The following is a 20,677-nucleotide window of genomic DNA, read 5'->3' on the forward strand; positions in this document are numbered from 1 at the left end:
TTTAGTAGTTAGTAGTTAGTATAAAGACCTATGACGCCCGATCCTGCCAATCCTTGCATCCTTCCTTTCCTGGTTCAAGACAAACTCCCTTTCTAAACCAAAGGTTCAAAACAAACCTCTTAGTTAGAAATGCATGGCAACAATAGGTCTAACTACTAAGTACTAAATACTAACTACTAGATACTAGAAAAGGGATGTTTTCACATCCCTATATATCTTTTAGGAAAAAGCTACAGATTAACCTAACTTATTAACGAATTTCGCTAATTTAGATTTGTTGTTGTTTGCTTTTTTCTTGTGAATTACATTTTTCTTAGCCAAACGATCTAGCATAGAAACCACGCGTGGATATAACGCTTTCGCCTCTTCTGGATCTGTTGTAAGACGTAATTTTTTGATCGCGTTACGAGTTGTTTTTGCTTGGTAACGGTTTCTTAGACGCTTCGCAGCGTTAGCTCTAATTCTTTTGATCGCTGATTTATGATTTGCCATTTCTCTTAGCTATATATTTTAATCTTTTTATATTTAATTTCGGACTGCAAAAATAACATCTAAAAACTAATATTCAAAATCATTTTTAAAGTTTTCCAAATCCTTATCTTTGTACATGCAAAAATTATCGATGGATCAGCTCAATAGAGTTGACGTAGAAACGTTTAAGAATCAAGATAAAACCCCCTTGGTTATTGTTTTAGACAGTGTTCGCAGCATGCACAACGTCGGGTCGGCTTTCAGAACCGGAGATGCTTTCGCTGTAGAAAAAATTCTTCTATGTGGAATCACGGGAACTCCCCCACACCGCGAAATCGAGAAAACAGCCCTAGGAGCCACACAATCGGTCGTATGGGAATATCATAAGCAAACCCTAGACGCTGTTAAAATATTGCAGTCTGAAGGCTATAAAGTGTATTCTATCGAACAAGTGGACAAGTCTATCTCCCTGCAAAACTTCCAACCCGCAGAAAACGAAAAAATCGCTATTGTATTTGGAAATGAGGTGCATGGCGTAGAAGAGGACGTTATTGCAGCATCCGACGGATGCTTGGAAATCCCACAATTTGGCACCAAACATTCCTTCAATGTTTCCGTAACGATAGGAATTGTCTTGTGGGATTTAGTAAATAAACTCAACTTTATTAAGAAATAGCAAAATAGATAGCGAGTTGATTTTTAGAAGTCAGTTCAAAATAGTAGATTTGCGTTGCAAAAAATAAGACAAAATGAGTGTATTAGTAAATAAAGATTCTAAAGTAATCGTTCAAGGTTTCACCGGTAACGAGGGTACTTATCATGCATCTCAAATGATTGAGTACGGTACAAACGTAGTTGGTGGTGTTACACCAGGAAAAGGTGGTCAATCTCATTTAGACCGTCCGGTATTCAACACCGTACAAGACGCTGTTGATGCAACAGGTGCTAACGTATCTATTATTTTTGTTCCACCAGCATTCGCTGCGGACGCAATCATGGAAGCTGCTGCTGCAGGAATCGCGTTGATCGTTTGTATCACTGAAGGTATCCCTACTAAAGATATGATTCAAGTAAAATCTTACTTGAGCGACAAAAACTCTCGTTTAATTGGCCCTAACTGTCCGGGTATCATCACTGCTGAAGAAGCAAAAATTGGTATCATGCCAGGCTTTATCTTCAAAAAAGGTAAAGTAGGTGTTGTTTCTAAATCAGGAACTTTAACTTACGAAGCCGTAGATCAAACGGTAAAAGCAGGATTAGGAATTACAACAGCTATCGGTATTGGTGGTGACCCAATCATTGGTACTACAACAAAAGAAGCTATTGAATTATTAATGAACGATCCAGAAACTGAAGGTATCATCATGATTGGTGAGATCGGTGGTGGCATGGAAGCTGAGGCTGCTCGTTGGATTAAAGAAAACGGTACTAAACCAGTTGTAGGTTTCATCGCTGGACAAACAGCGCCTCCGGGACGCCGTATGGGTCACGCTGGTGCAATCGTTGGTGGTGCTGATGATACGGCTGCTGCAAAAATGCAGATCATGCGTGAGTGCGGAATCCGTGTAGTAGAATCTCCTGCTGAAATTGGAAAAGCAATCGCTGAAGAATTAGCTAAATAATTCCCAAGCCAAACAATATTAAAAAAGGAGCGATCGAAAATGATCGCTCCTTTTTTTTTCCTGAAAGTGTCTGTTTTCAAAAGCCATCAAGAACTTTCATACCTGTTGGTGTTTCAATGGAAACATGAAAATTTTATCTAAGTTATCTTCAACCCAGAGCCAGCCTAGTTGTCATAAAAAGAAAAGGCCGCCCTGGCGAGCGACCTCTTCTTAACTAAACATTGAAACAAAATCTATTTCGCAAATGCTAAATCTTCCGCATTTGCTGTCTTTTTCTCTTTCTTCTCTTTGCCTTTCGTCGTCTCGTAATGATCGACCAATTGGTTCAGCTCGCTAAGGCTCATGTCCGATTTGAGCTCAATAAAAACCTGATCTTCGTTATCCACGACCCCCAACATAATCTTCTTTATGCGGTCGCCTTTAGTCAAGGTATTGATGCTCACTTTGGCGCCATCACTGTAAATACTCATCAGTTCTTCAAATTTCTGATCGGCAAGGTAGTTCGTAAAACGCTGATGTAAGCGATGCCCCTTCTCCCCTTCGATCGCCGTTAGCTTAATGCTTTTGATTTTCTTCAAAGCCATCGCCAGCATCGGATCCTCCTCTTTCATCTCCCGTAGCTCCCCGAGGATAAACGTGCGCATTAAAATTCCCGGCACCTTGACCGATACCACTTCCGCATTGCGACTGATATCTCCTTTATGGATAAAGGCCATATTCGGGCTTGTCTTTACAAAACAACTTTGCAATAATAATCCTATGCAAACGGCTACAATAAATCCTATTCCTCTTTTCATAATGCTTGGTTTTCTAATCGTTTTTATTCACTAGGTTGTTGATGTCGTCGTAACTCATTGCTCCGTCAAGGATCATAAAGATCGTGTCCTCATCAGAAACAATGCTCAAGAGCAGGTTGTTCAACAGGTCGCCATCTACAGACTTCGCCAAAAACTTAATCTTGTTGCCTTCCGAATTCACCACCATCAGCTCTTCAAACTTCAGGTTATCGACAGCATTGTTCACCGCGTTTTTTAAGGTCGGTTGAGAGCCCTCAACAATCAGCATCTTGATCGAATTGATCTTGCTGAATAAGGGTCTGATCGTTTCCAAATCCGCATCGTCGATGTTCATTTTGTTCAACATCTTAAACATCGGCTTACCGATTTTAATGCTGGTTACCCCCTTTTGTTCCTTGTATTGCTCAAAAATATCATCCAGTTTCGAGACTTGTGCTTGTGCGATGCCCGCGAAAAGCAAGGCGCAGATTAACATGATCGTTTTCATATCTTCACTTTATTAGATTTCTATATTCAAATGCTTTATTTTCTCCAACCCCGCAGCCCCACGCTTCAGATTGCTGGTTGCTAAGCGCAATGCCGTTTCCGTAATTTCTAGTGCCTCCTCCTCATTATAGATCCTGACGCCATTTACCTCCACGTACAGCTCTTCTTCTAATTCAACCGGGGATTCAACCGTCTTCACGCTCGCCTCGCTCCTGACCGAGCTTTGCGGTCTTTTCTTCGAACGAGGGATAGATGCAATAACAGATTCTTCTACTCGGTTCTCCATCAGCTTTGGAGTCTCCGGAATAACTTGCTGCAGCGTTTCAGCATCTACCGTACGATCTTCGCTTACGCTATGCTGCGCAATCTGCTTTGGATTAACTTGCTGCTCCGCATTTTCCTTCGGACGGAAGATCAGGAAGCCTATCAGCAACGATGCCGCTATGCTCGTGATCATGATGATACGTTTTGGCAGATTAATTACCTTCGCGTTCTTTTCGCCTTCGTCCTCAGTCGTTGCCTCCATAAAGGCATCAAAATCCCAATCCATCTTTCCCGACGGCTCTTTAAGTCCTCCAAAGAAAGCATCATCACTATGCTCCTTCAATAAGCGCTCCTCCTCCAGCGAGGTTTCCCCTTGCAGGTATTTAGCTCTTAATGGATCCAATTCTTCTTTCTTCATAATCGAATACTTTTGTTAAACTCGCTCGTACAGACTGTCTCGCTCTGGACAGATTTACTCGAACGGCATTTTCATCTATTTGGCAGAGTTTGGAAATATCTGCTATTTCATATTCCTCCACATCTCTTAAATACATCACCATGCGTTGTTTTTCCGGCAGGGCATCAATGTATTTCAGAATAAGCTCCTGCGTCAGTGCCGGGTATCGCTCGGCTTGAATATCAGTCGGCACCTCCTGAAGGTACTTCGCCTGCCTGCCCGCCCTTTCAATCTTGTTCAAGGCCATGTTCCTCAGCGTGCCCATCGCAAAGGCTTCCATATTCGCTACATGATTTAAATCCGATCGCTTTTCCCACAGCTTCAACATTAATTCCTGCACCAGATCAAACGCATCTTCCTCATGGGCCAGAAACCTATTCGCAAAGCGATACAGCTTATCCTTAAGGACGAATACTGTATTTTTAAAGGTTTCTTGATTCATAATTTTCTCAGCGTTTATATACAAGACAAGGTAAACAGCAGTTTCATTACATAGAAAATGTAGAAAAACCGAAATAAAAGGCTAAATAGTTGATTTATAGAAATATAATTTACGAATTACAACGGCAATAAGATTGATAAAACGCTTAGTTTAACGAAATAAAACAATCGGAATAAAAGTTTCCGAAGCACTTGAATGCAATCCGCTATCGATAAAGCAGAACCTGAGCAAGTCCCAGATCTTCTTTTCTCCATCCCCTAACACGGAATTGCGAGCATACTATTACGAGTCTCGTTCGATACTAAACCCTTTCAAACCCAATTCAAACCCAATACAAACCCCTATCAGAAGCACTTCGAAAGGGCTATGATAGGGGTTTGATTAGGGAGTACATGGTCGTGTACTCATTCAAGACTTGGCGTTCCTTTATTTTTGCTCGTCCGCGGATGGACCATAGAGTCCAGGTACCGGGATGTCTAACAAACGTAGATATACAGTTGCTTGTCCACGGTGGTGAATCAGGTGGTTATTGATAACGAAACGTAGGGCGCCTAGCTTAGGCATCTCACCAATCACGTAATCACCAACACGCATAGTCCATGTTTTGAACCATTCCTCTTCAGGGAACGTATTAAGTGTTTGCTCGTTTGCTTTGAAACCTTCTTCCAAAGCCTGTTTAAGTTCAGCTACAGTCGACGGTTTGAAGGGTTTATAGTCTGTTTGCAAATTGAAGTCATTTCTTGTTAATGCTGTTGCAACCCAATTATGCAACTCAACCACATGACCTATTAGTGCGCCTAAGGACATAGACTTTTCGTGCGGTCTAAAAGCAAGGTCTTCATCTTTCAAACGATCGATAATACGACGGGTACTATTGGTTTCGCGTTCTAGTTCTACTAGAAATCCATCTTTAATACTCATAGGATATGTTTTTATTATCTCCGAAATTAAGCAATAAATGAGATAAAAAATAGCTATTTTCACGCTAACAACAAATTATACCGAAAAATGAAAAAGGCCTTACTATGCTGTTTTATTTGGCTATTTGCGGCTATCGCCGCCATTGCCCAGGAGCAAACAGCAGACTATGTAAAACAACATTACGATAAGACAGAGCAATACATCAAGATGCGCGATGGGAAGCGACTCTTCACCGCCATCTATACGCCTAAGGATAAATCGAAGAAGTACCCTATCCTCCTCAACCGAACCCCGTATACCGTTGCTCCTTACGGCGCGAATGAGTACAAGAAAAGTTTGGGCAGTTTCCCGGAGATGGCGCAACTTGGTTATATCTTCGTGTATCAGGATGTGCGCGGCAAGTGGATGAGCGAGGGCGAGTTTGAAGATATCCGTCCGACCAGAACGAAGGAAAACGGTCATCAGATTGATGAGAGCACCGATACTTGGGATAGCATCGATTGGTTGGTAAAAAATGTAAAAGGGAATAATGGAAAGGTCGGCATGTATGGCATTTCCTATCCTGGCTTTTATGCCACGGCAAGTTTGATCGGTTCGCACCCGGCCCTAAAGGCTGTATCGCCACAAGCGCCGGTAACCGATTGGTTCATCGGGGATGACTTCCACCATGGCGGTGCGTTGTTCCTGGCAGATGCTTTTCGCTTTATGTATATTTTCGATGCTCCGCGCCCGAAACCCATTACGGATAAAGAAGGTCCGAAAGGATTTGAGCTGCCTTCAAAGGACATGTATAAATTCTTTCTGGACAATCCTACCCTATCCGGTTTAAAGGAAAAGTACTTAAGCCATACCGTGAAGTTCTGGGACAACCTGGCTAAGCATAGCACCTTGGATACCTTTTGGATGAATCGAACGATTACACAGCATCTAAATAGCGTTAAACCTGCCGTTATGGTCGTGGGTGGATTATACGATGCGGAGGACACTTACGGTGCGTTCGAAACGTACAAGCAGATTGAGAAAAGAAATAAGAACAACAATAATATTTTGGTGATGGGGCCTTGGTTCCACGGTGGTTGGGTTCGGTCGGAGGGTGATTCATTTGGTGATATCCGATTTGGCGAAAAAACTAGCCTTACCTATCAGCAGAAGTTTGAAAAACCATTCTTTGAATACCATCTCAAAGGCATAGGTTCGTTCAATCCTGCCGAAGCGAACATCTATTTTTCGGGCTCGAATCAATGGCAGCATTTTTCGCAATGGCCCCCGAAGGATGTCGTGCAGGATGAACTCTACCTGTCTGCAGATGGTAAGCTGGCTGACAGTCCGCAGCAAGGTGAGCCTTTCGTCGAATACCATAGCGACCCAAACAAGCCTGTGCCATCGCAAGAGGGAATCATCGTGAACCGCACGCGCGAATACATGATCGCCGATCAACGATTTGCAGCAAACCGTCCGGATGTGATGGTTTTTGAAACCGAGGTATTGGAAAAAGATCTGACCATGGCAGGTCCGGTTACGGCGGATCTATGGGTTTCGATGACGGGAACCGACGCAGACTTTATCGTGAAGCTGATTGATGTGTATCCGGACAGCAGTTCGGTTAGCTCTCCCATCAGCAAGGACGTGGTTATGCCGAACTATCAAATGTTGGTGCGTGGCGAGGTTTTGCGGGGGAAATTCAGAAATTCGTTCAGCGAACCTGAGCCATTCACCCCGAATCAAGTAACGCAGGTAAAAGTTAATCTGCCAGATGTAGCACATACCTTCAAAAAAGGGCATAAAATTATGGTACAGATACAGCACAGCTGGTTTCCATTAGTAGATCGAAATCCGAATAATTTCATGGATATTTATCAAGCCAAAGAAAGCGACTTCGTTAAAAATACCCATCGTCTGTATTTTGAAAAAGGAAAGGCGAGCAAGCTCGTCTTTGAGAAATTATAGGTAAGCACACACATAATCTATTTTATATGTGCAGTATTCTAAACCTGTAAATTGCTTGTTTTTACTTTCTTCCCCTTTCCACACAGACAAACAATTCGGTATGGAAGGTCTTGGGCAATGGTTGAAACAAAAGCGGCATTATTTTTAACTTTCTCTTTCGGTAAAAACTGAATAAATAAACCCAAATATTTACTACTAGGTAAATATTTGGGTTTATTTATGTTTCGCCGCTTGTTTTTTTTGATATCTTTGCGGTACCAAACCAGAAAAACTTAGGACTGCATGCTGAAGATACTTCAACATTTTTGGAGTTTCATATTACACCCTTCCGACAGGAAGCTTATTGCCTATCATAGCGATACCTACAGTAAGGTATTTTTCACTTTATTTCTATTCAAAGTTCTGATCTTAGCGATCATTCTTCCTTTAGAACATCTCGTGCAATATTTAGACCCCGTCTTTACAAAGAAGAGCGATACGGACGAAGAGGCAGTAATTTACATGATTTCAGCTGTCGTCTTTGCCCCCTTAATCGAAGAAGCAGTTTTCCGTTATCTTCTGAAATATAAAAAGTTTTACCGCTTCCTTATTTCCCACAACACCTATAGAAGGTATTATCGTTGGCTCGTTTATAGTTCGGTTTTCTTCTACGGCCTTGCCCACCTATTTAACTTCGAAAATGGCAATCCCCTTTTTTATGTATTGGGTGCATTGCTTGTATCGTCCAATCTAGTAGATGGCTTTGTATTCTCTTTTATTAGGGTTCGTCTAGGTTTTGTGTACAGCTGGGCGCTCTACGGAATTTGGAATTTGTTTATTTTCTCGCTGATGGGTACCATCATATTGCTTAAAAATCCTGTAACCAGGATTCACAATGCCGAGATTGATCTGGAGATCAATGTTTCCCAATTCAGGGATACTTCGCAAACGCTCTTTTTTGTACGTGAGACCAGCGATAGCCTTTTTAACCTGAACGTAAGGCAATATCCACTAAGTCAGGTTATCGATTCTATTTATGGTGCTCATCGATATCAGGTAGATGATAAATATATCGACATAGAAATGAAATCCGCTAAGGGCTATTCGAAGGATTCGTTGCTTAAGCTTCTTAAAGAAGACTTCACGATTGAACCGAATAATCCTTAGCGGAGATTAGGTATTGATTTAGTTATTCTTTACAATTTTTGCAACCTCATCAAATTCTTCTTCGATTTCCTTGCTCACTGGTTTTGTTAGCAAAGATACCACGATGATGGTTAAGAAACTAAGGATAAACCCTGGGATCATTTCATACACTTCTTTATAATTATGGGGAATATAAACCCAGCCTAGGACGACGGCACCACCAACTAGCATGCCTGCCAATCCGCCCATTGCAGTCGTTCTTTTCCAAAGTAGTGAAAGAATAATCAAGGGGCCAAATGCGGCTCCGAAACCTGCCCAGGCATTGCCCACCAGATTAAGGATGCTATCTTTTGGATTTAAGGAAAGTAGCAACGCAATGATCGCAACGATCAAAACGGAAACACGGCTCATCATAAGCATACTCTTTGCTGAAGCATTTTTATTGATAAAGGTTTTGTAGATATCCTCCGTCATCGAGCTTGATGTAACCAATAATTGAGAGGATATGGTGCTCATTACAGCGGCCAAAATGGCTGATAACAGAAAGCCTCCGATCAATGGATGGAACAATACTCTCGACAAATGGATAAAAATCGTTTCTGCTATTTCTTTTGAACCATCAAACCGCTGCATGGTTGCGAGGTCGAACTTCTGCAAATAGGCAATGCCAAAAAGACCAACCAACATGGCGCCACCAACCGTAAAGATCATCCAGCTGATACCGATATTACGTGCTTTCGGAATATCTTTAACATGCTCGATAGCCATAAAGCGAACCAGAATATGGGGTTGCCCGAAGTAGCCCAAGCCCCAAGCCATTAAGGATAGTATGGATATGGTCGTCGTTCCTTTGAATAGGTCGAGATAATTGCAGTTCTTCGTTTCAATAATGTCGAGCGTTTCAGTCAATCCACCAATCTGTGTGATAACGACTATAGGAAGGATAACGAGCGCGAGGACCATAATAGTACCCTGCACGAAATCTGTTAAACTTACCGCTAAGAAACCGCCTAAGAATGTGTAGAGCACCACAACTGAGCTCGTAACGAACAGGCCGGTATAGTAATCCATGTTGAATGCTGATTCAAACAATCGTCCTCCAGACACCATCCCTGCGGATGTATACAGCGTGAAGAATACGAGGATCAACACCGAGGAGGCAATCTTTAGCAACTGGGTTTTATCATGGAATCTGTTTTCAAAAAACACCGGTAAAGTGATGGCATTTTTAGCGACCTCGGTATAAACGCGCAGCCTTGGCGCGACAATAACGTAGTTTAGGAAGGCTCCAATGGTTAGTCCGATGGCGATCCAGGAGGCTGACAAGCCGGATAGATACATCGCTCCGGGTAATCCCATCAGAAGCCAGCCACTCATATCCGCTGCCCCTGCCGAAAGCGCTGTAACGGCAGCTCCCATCTTACGTCCACCGATTAGGAATTCGTCGGAATTGCTGGTCGATTTTTTATAGGAATACAGACCGATGAGAATCATCAGCAGCATATATAAGCCTATAGATATTAATTCGTATATATTCATATAAATAAGTTAAAGAGATAAAAATGCTATAATTTTAGTTTAATTACCATATTACCACGGTATTTCGTTAAAATATTTTCCAGTTTTGATTGTTTTTTACTGATTTGTGTCAAAAGTTGAAAGGCTTCTACGTTGTACGCATACAGATCCAGGGCCTGCGTCGCATAGGCTATGGCTTTGTCTTCTTCCTTATTGTAAAAGGCAATCCATGCCTGCGTAGTGAAGTCTGCAGTTTGCGACAATAAGGAATTATCTTTCGGCAGTTTCTTGTAGAATTGGACCGCTTGGGTTGTCTTACCGGCTTTTGCGAGCAATCTTACTAATCGCAGATTATAGGCATGATCTAGGCGGGCAGGATCTCCATCACGAACCATAAGCTTTTCTAAATAGCGTTCTGTATTGGCTTCATCTCCCTGTTGAAAAAAAGCTTCCGCCAATAGCAATTCAAACTCCGGACGACTAACTTGCGATGCCTGTAAGGTGCGGTATACTTCATTTAGGTTTTTGAGTGCTTCCTCAGCCTTGCCATTCGCTAATAGGGCTTCTACATACTGAATGCGAAGGGGATAGTGCTGCGGTCGTTGTGATGATAAGTAGGCTAATGAGTCGACAGCATCTTCATATCCCAACAGTGCCAACTGCCATTGATAAAAGGATCGCTGATCATTCAAACGATCGCGTAAATACGTGGAGATTTGAGAGCCAGTAGCAACATAGGATTTAGCTACCTGTATCGCCTTTTCTAACTTTCCGCGCTCGAAATAGAACGCTCGAAGGATAGCGGCATTTTTGGACTTTTCCATATAATCCTGCTCGAGGTCGAAGCCCTTAGTATAGGCCACGGCTTGTGCTTCCTGATCTTCAGGTTGGCTGGCAATCAACAAATCACCAGTCAACATATAGATTGGTGCATAGTTGGGATCTATGGCTTTCGCTTGTCCTATTCTGTTTTTGGCAGCTTCAAACTTTCCTTCGCCAATATGGAACTTCGCATAAGCTAAGATTGCCGGCAGATATTTGCTATCGTATTGCAATGCGGTATCCAGCAACTTGTAGGCTTCTTGATACTCATTCTTTGCGGCCTCTTCGGCAAGATTAAGGTAAACTTGCGACCAGTTGGATGCCATGGCTTGCTGATTGCCGGCAAGGTATGCCCTTTCCTTGCTGATCAATTCATCCAAGAATTTGTACATATCCGGATCCTTATGCTGAAGATCGGATAAGGTGTTCATCGATTTGAAGTCGAGTGGATGCACTTTGACTTTTTCAAAATAAGCCGGATAGGTTTGCGCTAGATATTCAGACTCATTATTTTGAGAATAATAATCCAGGGTCAATCCTTTCTCCATCGCTTGATAATAGAGCGCTTTGATGCGTCGGTTCTGCTCATCCGTCAATACCCTACCATGAAAGAGATGGACATATTCATGCAGCAGTACATTTCGTTCTTCAAATGCTCCGCGTTCCACGTATTCAATTGCTGCCGCACCGGAGCCCACGCCTCGGATATCCATCCATTGTCGGTTGTCGAACGTGGAGTTGAAGCGGAAGTATGGGGCCTTCATCGCCAGCGCCAGGTCCACATGCAGCGGTGGGATAACAAATAATCGATGTTGTTTGACCAGGAATGGGAAATAGACCACCGAGGTATAAAGCTGATTCCATGCCATGCCTTTCGCGACATCGCCAGGGTAATAAGCCACATCGGGGAAGATCTCCAGGAAGTCGTCCATATTCGAGATTTTCGGAGCCTTCAACTCCTGCATAATAGTCGGATAGCTCTTGAGGTATGGAATGCGCTTAGATTTGATAACAGCTGCCAATCCATTATGAGCAGGTCCATAATGCTTTTTCCTGTTCAGGATATCGAGAAAGATCTGTTCTGCTTTTTCCAACCGTTGAAAGCGATCTACAGCGTCAAAATCACCATATAACAGAGATGCCTCGTGCATTTGCGGAAGAACCGATGTTGGATAGTCTCCTTTGATCTTATTTACCGTTTCTAAGGCTTTTTCAATTCTGTTTGCTGTGAAATCTTCATCGGCCGATTCTAGGGCCGCGCGAATGGCCTTTTCGTCCGCATCAACATAGTCTGCAAAGGTTAAATTGGTGTGTCCATTGCCCAGATGCCAATGCGTTTGGAAGTGAAGCGGATTGATCGCTAATGCTAGATCCCATTGATCGACCATCGCGTTCAGCTGCCGAGCATCGATACGGCGCCAAATGGCATATCCATAATAGAAACGGGCATCGGCATTTAAGGGGTTCAGTGCTAAACCTTGTACAAGTACCTTTTCGGCTTCCTCGGGGTTCTGATCCCAGAAAAACACATCAGCCTTGAGGAAATATCCTGCAGCATCCTTCGGCTGTTTGGCAATCATGTCATTTGCCAAAGCTAGGGCTTCCTTATATTTCTTTTGCAGCATATAAGCACGACCGAGGATCAGCTTAGTTTCAACATCCTCAGGATGACTTTTTAAAAGCTTCAAACTGTTTTTCTCGGCCTGCTCCAATTCCCAAGCTTCAATTTCCAAAAGCGCGAAAGTCCGCTGTACTCGATAATCTTGTTGTTCCTTGTTTGTAAGTGACTTTACAGCTTTTTCGCTAGAGCGGAAGTCGTTGTTCAGCCAATGATATTTTGCTAGTAATAGGGCTCTGTCGACCTTTGATAGGCCGTTCTTAGTGTTTAGCTGAGTATGTACCAAGTTCCATTCGCCTAAATCTAAAAGTTTATTTAAATCATTAAAGGAAACTTTTGAGTCTTTGTTTAATGATTTAACGGCTTTATCTTTTTCCTTCTGAAGCAACTCTAGGACTGCTTTATGGTCGTTGAGCAGGTCTTGAGCATAGGCATGTCCGAGGAGAAGAAAAAGGGAAAGTAGAATATAATGATATCGCATCGTATATAAATTAAAATAACCAGCCCCTTCAGGGGCTGGCAAGTTTTATACTATTTAGTATTTTGCGGCTTTGTCTGCAGCTGGGAGAGACTTTTTAATAAATTGGCGAATATCCTCATTCGCTTTGATTAGATCTTCTTTTCGAAGATACATCATGTGGCCGCTACGATAGCCTACGAAGCTCATACGGTCTGAAAGTTTTCCGGAAGGATCCATCTGCCACATATTGTATTTAGCGTTGAAGTAGTCTGTAGCACCATCATAGTATCCAGATTGCACCATTAAATGCAGGTAGGGGTTTGCTGCCATGGCTTGTCGCAAATTCAATCCGGTATTGTCGTTACTACGATCCCAAGGATGCACAGGTCCAAACATATTGTACTTCACATCGCTTTTATATTTCAGCTCATTCGCGTAGTAATAGTTGATTGCCGGTGTAAAAGAGTGCAGCCAAGACGTCAACTCCGCATTATAGTCGGGGCGTTCGCCGCCATCACGTAGGTCGATTCCCAAATATCGGGAATCCAGACGACCGATTGTTTGTCCCTTATCACGCATTAATTCTTTCCAAAACAAGGATGTAGGAACATCCAGATTGTTCTGAGCAATGATAGTTTCCGAGAGTCCAGAATACCTCGCCATCTTCTTCACCAAAGCATTTTTATCATTCACCGATAAACTAGAACCTCTTGCGATTGCTGGCAACAGTTCATCCAATGTAAACCTCTCTACTTCTGGCAATAGTTCTTCCAGATCTCTGTTTTGAAGTTCTGGAGTAAGGCGCTTGTGGAACCATGCTGCAGCAGTGTAATAAGGCCATACGTTCGCTTTAGCGACTGCTCCTTCGCGTTTTAAGCCAAGGTCTGTCGGTGAAACCAAGATAACACCATTCAGATACATCCATTGTACATTTTGCAATTCTAAGGCTAATCCAGAGACGCGTGTAGTACCATAGCTTTCTCCAATTAGGTACTTAGGTGATGCCCAACGGTTGTTGCGAGTTACGAAGGTATTAATCCATTCTGCAAGGTATTTAATATCAGCATTCACGCCAAAGAATAAAGAGCGATCTGCCTTCTCATCTAGGATGCGCGAGTAACCGGTATTGATGGGATCAACATACACGATATCAGCAACATCAAGAATGGTATAGGGGTTTTCCTTTACCCCATACGGTTGCAAGGGATAACCCTCATCATCGATATTAAGTAAACGAGGTCCCGTATAAGCCAAATGCATCCATACCGAACCCGAGCCTGGCCCCCCATTAAATGAAATAACTAAGGGACGTTTGCTTTTGTCGCTGATACCATCACGGGTATAATAGGTGTAATGTACAGTTGCTAATACTTTGCCATTGTCATCCCATACGGGCTGTGTACCCGCTTTTGCAGAGTACGGAAATTTCTGCCCGTTTGCCGTAATTTGATGCTTGGTAATAAATGCGGTATCTGCAAGTGGAAGGCGTTGGGCTTTAACTTGCGTGAAGAAAATAAAAATTGTTAAAAGGACTAATAGGTTTTTCATAAAGAGTAATAAAGGTTTAATTGATATAAAGAAAAAGCCTCGTCCAGACACGAGCAAAGATCAACAAGAATAGTTGTTAATCTTACAAAAATCGCTTCCGCTATATCAATAAGTATTCAATTCAATCAGACACAATATATCGAAAATATCACTCAATCATTAAAAAACATCCACCAATAGATGAAAAAAGTCAGAATAGGTAAACAATTGGATAATTTAGTATTAGACGTTAGATATCAGACATAAGACATTAGAGGGTGGCGTCGCTAGACGTTAGATATTAGACGTAAGACATTAGAGTATAGCGTCTACTAGACATTAGATATGAGACATAAGATATTAGAGTGTTTCTGATGTCTTGAACCAGGAAAGGAAGGATATAACGATTGTCAGGATCTTGCTAATCTTGTCATCCTTCCTTTCCTGGTTCAGACAAACTTCATAGAAAAACGGTAAGTGTGCTTGATCCTGTTAATCCTCAAATCCTTCCTTTTCTGGTTCAATTCAAACGTTCCATTTCTTCCTTTCAGACAAACAACTAAAAATCAAAAGCTCATCTTTCCTTTCTAATCCTTCCCTTTCACGCAAAAACAATCCATAAAAAAAGGCGCCTAATCAGCGCCCTACTCTACTATCTTATATCTCACATCTAACAGTCTAAATACCAAAAAAGCCCGTCATCTTTCGATAACGAGCTTTTCGTATAAAAATAGGCGCCGACCTACTCTCCCACCTGTTACGGCAATACCATCGGCTCTGGCGGGCTTAACTTCTCTGTTCGGAATGGGAAGAGGTGGACACCGCCGATATAGGCACCTGAATATCTTTTTGTTGAAATACCTACTCTTGCAAGTACCAACATTGACATGTTATTGGAAGAAAAGATTCAAAAAGAGAGAGGACAACAGACTATCTGCATTGGAAAGCTTCGGGCTATTAGTATCACTTGGCTTTGGTCTTTCAACCTTTACACCTATGACCTATCAACGTCGTCATCTACAACGACCCTATAAGGAAGTCTCATCTCGTGGCTAGTTTCGCACTTAGATGCTTTCAGCGCTTATCTATCCCGGACGTAGCTACCCTGCCGTACACCTGGCGGCATAACAGGTTCACCAGCGGTCCGTCCAACCCGGTCCTCTCGTACTAAGGTCAGATCCACTCAAACTTCCAACGCCCACAACAGATAGGGACCGAACTGTCTCGCGACGTTCTGAACCCAGCTCGCGTGCCACTTTAATGGGCGAACAGCCCAACCCTTGGGACCTTCTCCAGCCCCAGGATGTGACGAGCCGACATCGAGGTGCCAAACCTCCCCGTCGATATGAGCTCTTGGGGGAGATCAGCCTGTTATCCCCAGAGTACCTTTTATCCTTTGAGCGATGGCCCTTCCATACAGAACCACCGGATCACTATGTCCGTCTTTCGACCCTGGTCGACTTGTAGGTCTCACAGTCAAGCAAGCTTATGCCATTGCACTCCTCGTACGGTTACCAAGCGTACTGAGCTTACCTTTGAAAGCCTCCGTTACCTTTTTGGAGGCGACCACCCCAGTCAAACTACCCACCAAACAATGTCCTCGGCACGGCCGAGTTAGAAACCGAATACAGAAAGGGCGGTATTTCAAGGTTGTATCCACGATTCCTGGCGAAACCGCTTCACATACTCCCGCCTATCCTACACATCCTGTACCCAATTTCAATGTTAAGCTATAGTGAAGGTTCATGGGGTCTTTCCGTCCCGTTGCGGGTAACCGGCGTCTTCACCGATACCACAATTTCACCGAGCTCATGGCTGAGACAGCGCCCAGATCGTTACACCATTCGTGCAGGTCGGAACTTACCCGACAAGGAATTTCGCTACCTTAGGACCGTTATAGTTACGGCCGCCGTTTACTGGGGCTTCGATTCAATGCTTCTCCTTGCGGATGACATCCCCTCTTAACCTTCCAGCACCGGGCAGGTGTCAGGCCTTATACTTCATCTTTCGATTTCGCAAAGCCATATGTTTTTGCTAAACAGTCGCCTGGGCCTTTTCACTGCGGCTTCTCCATCGCTGGAGGAAGCGCCCCTTCTCCCGAAGTTACAGGGCCATTTTGCCGAGTTCCTTAGCCATGATTCACTCGAGCACCTTAGGATTCTCTCCTCGACCACCTGTGTCGGTTTGCGGTACGGGTGTTGATAACCTGAAGCTTAGCGGGTTTTCTTGGAAGTCTGCTTACCTGCACTATCAGCGCCCCCGAGGGTTTGCTGTACTATCAGATTTCAGCTAGACCGGCGGATTTGCCTACCAGTCCAATACCTACGTCCTTCAACGAACTATTCCGTCAGTTCGCGGCAGTGTCACTACTCCGTCACCACATCGCAGTTATCAACAGTACGGGAATATTAACCCGTTGTCCATCGGCGTTCTCCTTTCGGATGAGCCTTAGGCCCCGACTAACCCTGATCCGATTAGCGTTGATCAGGAAACCTGGGTCTTTCGGTGGGCGGGTTTCTCACCCGCCTTATCGTTACTTATGCCTACATTTGCTTTTCTATAAAGTCCACCACAAGTCACCTTGCAGATTCACCCCCTATAGAATGCTCCCCTACCAGTGCAATAAATTGCAATCCATAGCTTCGGTAGTAATCTTGATGCCCGTTTATTATCCACGCCCGGTCGCTCGACTAGTGAGCTGTTACGCACTCTTTAAATGAATGGCTGCTTCCAAGCCAACATCCTAGCTGTCTGGGCAACCGGACCTCGTTAGTTCAACTTAGACTACATTTAGGGACCTTAGCTGATGGTCTGGGTTCTTTCCCTCTCGGCCTTGGACCTTAGCACCCAAAGCCTCACTGCCGGCCATATCTAACAGCATTCGGAGTTCGTCTGGATTTGGTAGGATTTGACTCCCCCGCACCCAATCGGTAGCTCTACCTCTGCTAGACTCAATGCCGACGCTGTTCCTAAAAACATTTCGGGGAGTACGAGCTATTTCCCAGTTTGATTGGCCTTTCACCCCTACCCTCAGGTCATCCGGAAACTTTTCAACGTTTATCGGTTCGGTCCTCCAGTACGTGTTACCGCACCTTCAACCTGCCCAAGGGTAGATCACAAGGTTTCGCGTCTACCTCATCCGACTATGCGCCCTATTCAGACTCGCTTTCGCTTCGGCTCCTTGACTTAATCAATTAACCTTGCCGGACAAGAGTAACTCGTAGGCTCATTATGCAAAAGGCACGCCGTCACGGAATCGCTCCGCTCCGACCGCTTGTAAGCACACGGTTTCAGGTTCTTTTCACTCCTCTGTTCGAGGTTCTTTTCACCTTTCCCTCACGGTACTGGTTCACTATCGGTCTCTCAGGAGTATTTAGCCTTACCAGATGGTGCTGGCAGATTCCCACAGGATTTCTCCGGTCCCGCGGTACTCAGGATACCACTATGCCTGTATTCTTTACCTGTACGGGGCTATCACCCATATCGCGCAGTTTCCCACCTGCTTCCAGTTCATAGCACAGTACAATGTCGTGGTCCTACAACCCCCATATTGCCGTAACAATATGGGTTTGGGCTCTTTCCCGTTCGCTCGCCACTACTTGGGAAATCATTATTATTTTCTCCTCCTACGCTTACTTAGATGTTTCAGTTCGGCGCGTTCGCGTATTATACAATATACCTTCAGTATATTAGGTTGCCCCATTCGGAAATCTACGGATCGAATCGCATTTGCCAATCCCCGTAGCTTATCGCAGCTTATCACGTCCTTCATCGCCTCTGAGAGCCTAGGCATCCCCCGTGTGCCCTTATTTACTTTCTTCACGCTATCACCCCTTTTGCTAAGTGATAGGTTGCTTTCGCTTATTCTACAAGTAGAAAAAGCTTCTGTTGTCTTCTCTTGTGTCTCTTTTCTTCCAATATGTCAAAGAACTCTTTGTCTTCTTTAGATAATAGATGGTAGATATTAGATGGTAGACCCTAGTGCGCCATATAGGCTCTAATGTCTGTTGTCTGATGTCTCACATCTGTCATCTTCGATGACTTGTGGAGAATAACGGATTCGAACCGTTGACCCCCTGCGTGCAAGGCAGGTGCTCTAGCCAGCTGAGCTAATTCCCCATCGTGTCATTATGGTAGTCCCGAGCAGATTTGAACTGCTGACCCCTACATTATCAGTGTAGTGCTCTAACCAACTGAGCTACGGGACTAGCTTAAATTCCTCATCTTCTCAAGATACCATGCCAACTTACGCTGGGCAGGTACTTTCTTCTAATGTGTTTCTTATCTTAACGATCAAATGTTGCGCAGACGAGCCGGAATCAGGCTCTAGAAAGGAGGTATTCCAGCCGCACCTTCCGGTACGGCTACCTTGTTACGACTTAGCCCCAATTACCGGTTTTACCCTAACACGCTCCTTGCGGTTACATGCTTTAGGTACCCCCAGCTTTCATGGCTTGACGGGCGGTGTGTACAAGGCCCGGGAACGTATTCACCGCGTCATTGCTGATACGCGATTACTAGCGAATCCAACTTCACGGGGTCGAGTTGCAGACCCCGATCCGAACTGTGAATGGCTTTTCGAGATTGGCATCATATTGCTATGTAGCTGCCCGCTGTACCATCCATTGTAGCACGTGTGTAGCCCCGGACGTAAGGGCCATGATGACTTGACGTCGTCCCCGCCTTCCTCTCTGCTTGCGCAGGCAGTCTGTTTAGAGTCCCCACCTTAAATGCTGGCAACTAAACATAGGGGTTGCGCTCGTTGCGGGACTTAACCCAACACCTCACGGCACGAGCTGACGACAGCCATGCAGCACCTAGTTTCCTGTCCCGAAGGACGGATGCGTCTCTGCATCCTTCAGTAACTTTCAAGCCCGGGTAAGGTTCCTCGCGTATCATCGAATTAAACCACATGCTCCTCCGCTTGTGCGGGCCCCCGTCAATTCCTTTGAGTTTCACCCTTGCGGGCGTACTCCCCAGGTGGATAACTTAACGCTTTCGCTTGGACGCTTACGGTATATCGCAAACATCGAGTTATCATCGTTTAGGGCGTGGACTACCAGGGTATCTAATCCTGTTCGATCCCCACGCTTTCGTGCATCAGCGTCAATAACGGCTTAGACAGCTGCCTTCGCAATCGGTGTTCTGAGACATATCTATGCATTTCACCGCTACTTGTCTCATTCCGCCGTCTTCAACCGCATTCAAGCACTTCAGTATCAAAGGCACTGCGACAGTTAAGCTGCCGTCTTTCACCCCTGACTTAAAGTGCCGCCTACGCACCCTTTAAACCCAATAAATCCGGATAACGCTCGGATCCTCCGTATTACCGCGGCTGCTGGCACGGAGTTAGCCGATCCTTATTCTTCGAGTACATTCAGCTATCTACACGTAGATAGGTTTATTCCTCGACAAAAGCAGTTTACAACCCATAGGGCAGTCATCCTGCACGCGGCATGGCTGGTTCAGACTTCCGTCCATTGACCAATATTCCTTACTGCTGCCTCCCGTAGGAGTCTGGTCCGTGTCTCAGTACCAGTGTGGGGGATTCTCCTCTCAGAGCCCCTAGACATCGTCGCCTTGGTGAGCCGTTACCTCACCAACTAGCTAATGTCACGCGAGCCCATCCATATCCTATAAATATTTAACTACTTGATGATGCCATCTCGTAGTCTTATGCGGTGTTAATCCGAATTTCTTCGGGCTATCCCCCTGATATGGGTAGGTTGCTCACGCGTTACGCACCCGTGCGCCACTCTCACCAAATGTTAGCAAGCTAACACTTGGATCCCGTTCGACTTGCATGTATTAGGCCTGCCGCTAGCGTTCATCCTGAGCCAGGATCAAACTCTCCATTGTAAAATGAAGTGTAAGATCAAGACTATTTATAATAAATAGAATTGTCTTTATTTAAATATCTGTTTCCCTGGTTCCGATCTGGTTGAATTGATTTATTAAAATCTTCTTGTTCAACTTTCGACTTGCGTCTACTCGCTGCGCTACATGATCATTATTTCTTAAAGAACTTTTCGCTTCCGCATCTCGCTTCCGCTTTTCTTATGTTGTGCGCCTTGTTTCCGTGGCACTCAAGCTTTCAGTTTTGTAAGCTTCGAGCCTTGCGCTCTCAGCCGTTCCCCGTAGTTGGGACTGCAAAGGTAGAAGGTTTTTTTGAATCTCCAAAATTTATTTTAAAATATTTT

The 20,677-nt window shown here is 44.2% G+C and carries 13 protein-coding genes, 2 tRNA genes and 3 rRNA genes; 4 read left to right on the plus strand and 14 right to left on the minus strand.

The window, feature by feature from the left end; all coding sequences use genetic code 11:
• Positions 1 to 237 precede the first annotated feature (237 nt).
• Positions 238 to 492: a 30S ribosomal protein S20 gene (rpsT, locus tag QYC40_RS12735; RefSeq protein WP_149526923.1), complete on the minus strand. Its 255-nt coding sequence runs from the start codon at positions 490 to 492 to the stop codon at positions 238 to 240.
• 115 nt (positions 493 to 607) lie between these two features.
• On the opposite strand from rpsT, the gene QYC40_RS12740 reads away from it, so the two are divergent.
• Entirely contained in the window at positions 608 to 1,147 is a 540-nt protein-coding gene (locus tag QYC40_RS12740) for an RNA methyltransferase (protein ID WP_301990541.1), read from the plus strand.
• Between the two features lie 73 nt (positions 1,148 to 1,220).
• Entirely contained in the window at positions 1,221 to 2,093 is an 873-nt protein-coding gene (gene sucD, locus QYC40_RS12745) for a succinate--CoA ligase subunit alpha (protein WP_301990542.1), read from the plus strand.
• A 233-nt stretch (positions 2,094 to 2,326) separates the two neighbouring features.
• On the opposite strand, the gene QYC40_RS12750 is transcribed toward sucD, so the two are convergent.
• From QYC40_RS12750 to QYC40_RS12770, 5 genes are all read right to left on the minus strand, one after another.
• Complete coding sequence (locus QYC40_RS12750; protein ID WP_301990543.1) at positions 2,327 to 2,890, minus strand: DUF4252 domain-containing protein; 564 nt, start codon at positions 2,888 to 2,890, stop codon at positions 2,327 to 2,329.
• 13 nt (positions 2,891 to 2,903) lie between these two features.
• Positions 2,904 to 3,377, minus strand: coding sequence for a DUF4252 domain-containing protein (locus QYC40_RS12755; RefSeq protein WP_301990544.1), 474 nt, complete (start codon positions 3,375 to 3,377; stop codon positions 2,904 to 2,906).
• Positions 3,378 to 3,389: 12 nt separating this feature from the next.
• Complete coding sequence (locus QYC40_RS12760; protein ID WP_301990545.1) at positions 3,390 to 4,058, minus strand: hypothetical protein; 669 nt, start codon at positions 4,056 to 4,058, stop codon at positions 3,390 to 3,392.
• Positions 4,024 to 4,539, minus strand: a complete 516-nt coding sequence (locus tag QYC40_RS12765) for an RNA polymerase sigma factor (RefSeq protein ID WP_301990546.1) — start codon at positions 4,537 to 4,539, stop codon at positions 4,024 to 4,026. The genes QYC40_RS12760 and QYC40_RS12765 overlap by 35 nt, the downstream gene beginning before the upstream one ends.
• A gap of 426 nt (positions 4,540 to 4,965) precedes the next feature.
• Positions 4,966 to 5,460 carry a DinB family protein gene (locus QYC40_RS12770; RefSeq protein ID WP_301990547.1) on the minus strand — a complete coding sequence of 165 codons (495 nt, stop codon included), beginning with the start codon at positions 5,458 to 5,460 and terminating at the stop codon, positions 4,966 to 4,968.
• A gap of 87 nt (positions 5,461 to 5,547) precedes the next feature.
• Between QYC40_RS12770 and QYC40_RS12775 the strand changes: the two genes are divergently transcribed.
• Positions 5,548 to 7,407: a CocE/NonD family hydrolase gene (locus QYC40_RS12775; RefSeq protein WP_301990548.1), complete on the plus strand. Its 1,860-nt coding sequence runs from the start codon at positions 5,548 to 5,550 to the stop codon at positions 7,405 to 7,407.
• A 282-nt stretch (positions 7,408 to 7,689) separates the two neighbouring features.
• On the plus strand, positions 7,690 to 8,553 hold the full coding sequence (locus QYC40_RS12780; RefSeq protein WP_301990549.1) for a CPBP family intramembrane glutamic endopeptidase: 864 nt from the start codon (positions 7,690 to 7,692) through the stop codon (positions 8,551 to 8,553).
• 18 nt (positions 8,554 to 8,571) lie between these two features.
• Here QYC40_RS12780 and putP read toward each other — a convergent pair whose 3' ends face one another.
• From putP to QYC40_RS12820, 8 genes are all read right to left on the minus strand, one after another.
• Positions 8,572 to 10,071 (minus strand): sodium/proline symporter PutP, encoded by a 1,500-nt coding sequence (gene putP, locus QYC40_RS12785; protein WP_301990550.1) that lies wholly within the window; start codon positions 10,069 to 10,071, stop codon positions 8,572 to 8,574.
• A 26-nt stretch (positions 10,072 to 10,097) separates the two neighbouring features.
• Positions 10,098 to 12,971 (minus strand): tetratricopeptide repeat protein, encoded by a 2,874-nt coding sequence (locus QYC40_RS12790; protein WP_301990551.1) that lies wholly within the window; start codon positions 12,969 to 12,971, stop codon positions 10,098 to 10,100.
• A 54-nt stretch (positions 12,972 to 13,025) separates the two neighbouring features.
• Positions 13,026 to 14,498, minus strand: a complete 1,473-nt coding sequence (locus QYC40_RS12795; RefSeq protein ID WP_301990552.1) for a S10 family peptidase — start codon at positions 14,496 to 14,498, stop codon at positions 13,026 to 13,028.
• Positions 14,499 to 15,206: 708 nt separating this feature from the next.
• Positions 15,207 to 15,318, minus strand: a 5S ribosomal RNA gene (gene rrf, locus QYC40_RS12800).
• Positions 15,319 to 15,415: 97 nt separating this feature from the next.
• Positions 15,416 to 18,297, minus strand: a 23S ribosomal RNA gene (locus QYC40_RS12805).
• 225 nt (positions 18,298 to 18,522) lie between these two features.
• Positions 18,523 to 18,596 (minus strand) — tRNA-Ala (locus tag QYC40_RS12810).
• 12 nt (positions 18,597 to 18,608) lie between these two features.
• Positions 18,609 to 18,685 (minus strand) — tRNA-Ile (locus QYC40_RS12815).
• 122 nt (positions 18,686 to 18,807) lie between these two features.
• Positions 18,808 to 20,336 (minus strand): 16S ribosomal RNA (locus tag QYC40_RS12820).
• Together the 16S, 23S and 5S rRNA genes with 2 tRNA genes alongside form the textbook arrangement of a ribosomal RNA operon.
• Between the last annotated feature and the right edge of the window lie 341 nt (positions 20,337 to 20,677).

Origin of the sequence: Sphingobacterium sp. BN32, from assembly GCF_030503615.1 — a bacterium.
Taxonomy (GTDB): domain Bacteria; phylum Bacteroidota; class Bacteroidia; order Sphingobacteriales; family Sphingobacteriaceae; genus Sphingobacterium.

Coding starts and splice junctions, on each gene's coding strand:
- QYC40_RS12780 (WP_301990549.1), top strand. CDS start 7,690: ATGCTGAAGATACTTCAACATTTTTGGAGTTTCATATTACACCCTTCC.
- QYC40_RS12765 (WP_301990546.1), bottom strand. CDS start 4,539: ATGAATCAAGAAACCTTTAAAAATACAGTATTCGTCCTTAAGGATAAG.
- putP (WP_301990550.1), bottom strand. CDS start 10,071: ATGAATATATACGAATTAATATCTATAGGCTTATATATGCTGCTGATG.
- QYC40_RS12790 (WP_301990551.1), bottom strand. CDS start 12,971: ATGCGATATCATTATATTCTACTTTCCCTTTTTCTTCTCCTCGGACAT.
- QYC40_RS12795 (WP_301990552.1), bottom strand. CDS start 14,498: ATGAAAAACCTATTAGTCCTTTTAACAATTTTTATTTTCTTCACGCAA.
- QYC40_RS12775 (WP_301990548.1), top strand. CDS start 5,548: ATGAAAAAGGCCTTACTATGCTGTTTTATTTGGCTATTTGCGGCTATC.
- QYC40_RS12750 (WP_301990543.1), bottom strand. CDS start 2,890: ATGAAAAGAGGAATAGGATTTATTGTAGCCGTTTGCATAGGATTATTA.
- QYC40_RS12755 (WP_301990544.1), bottom strand. CDS start 3,377: ATGAAAACGATCATGTTAATCTGCGCCTTGCTTTTCGCGGGCATCGCA.
- rpsT (WP_149526923.1), bottom strand. CDS start 492: ATGGCAAATCATAAATCAGCGATCAAAAGAATTAGAGCTAACGCTGCG.
- QYC40_RS12760 (WP_301990545.1), bottom strand. CDS start 4,058: ATGAAGAAAGAAGAATTGGATCCATTAAGAGCTAAATACCTGCAAGGG.
- QYC40_RS12770 (WP_301990547.1), bottom strand. CDS start 5,460: ATGAGTATTAAAGATGGATTTCTAGTAGAACTAGAACGCGAAACCAAT.
- sucD (WP_301990542.1), top strand. CDS start 1,221: ATGAGTGTATTAGTAAATAAAGATTCTAAAGTAATCGTTCAAGGTTTC.
- QYC40_RS12740 (WP_301990541.1), top strand. CDS start 608: ATGCAAAAATTATCGATGGATCAGCTCAATAGAGTTGACGTAGAAACG.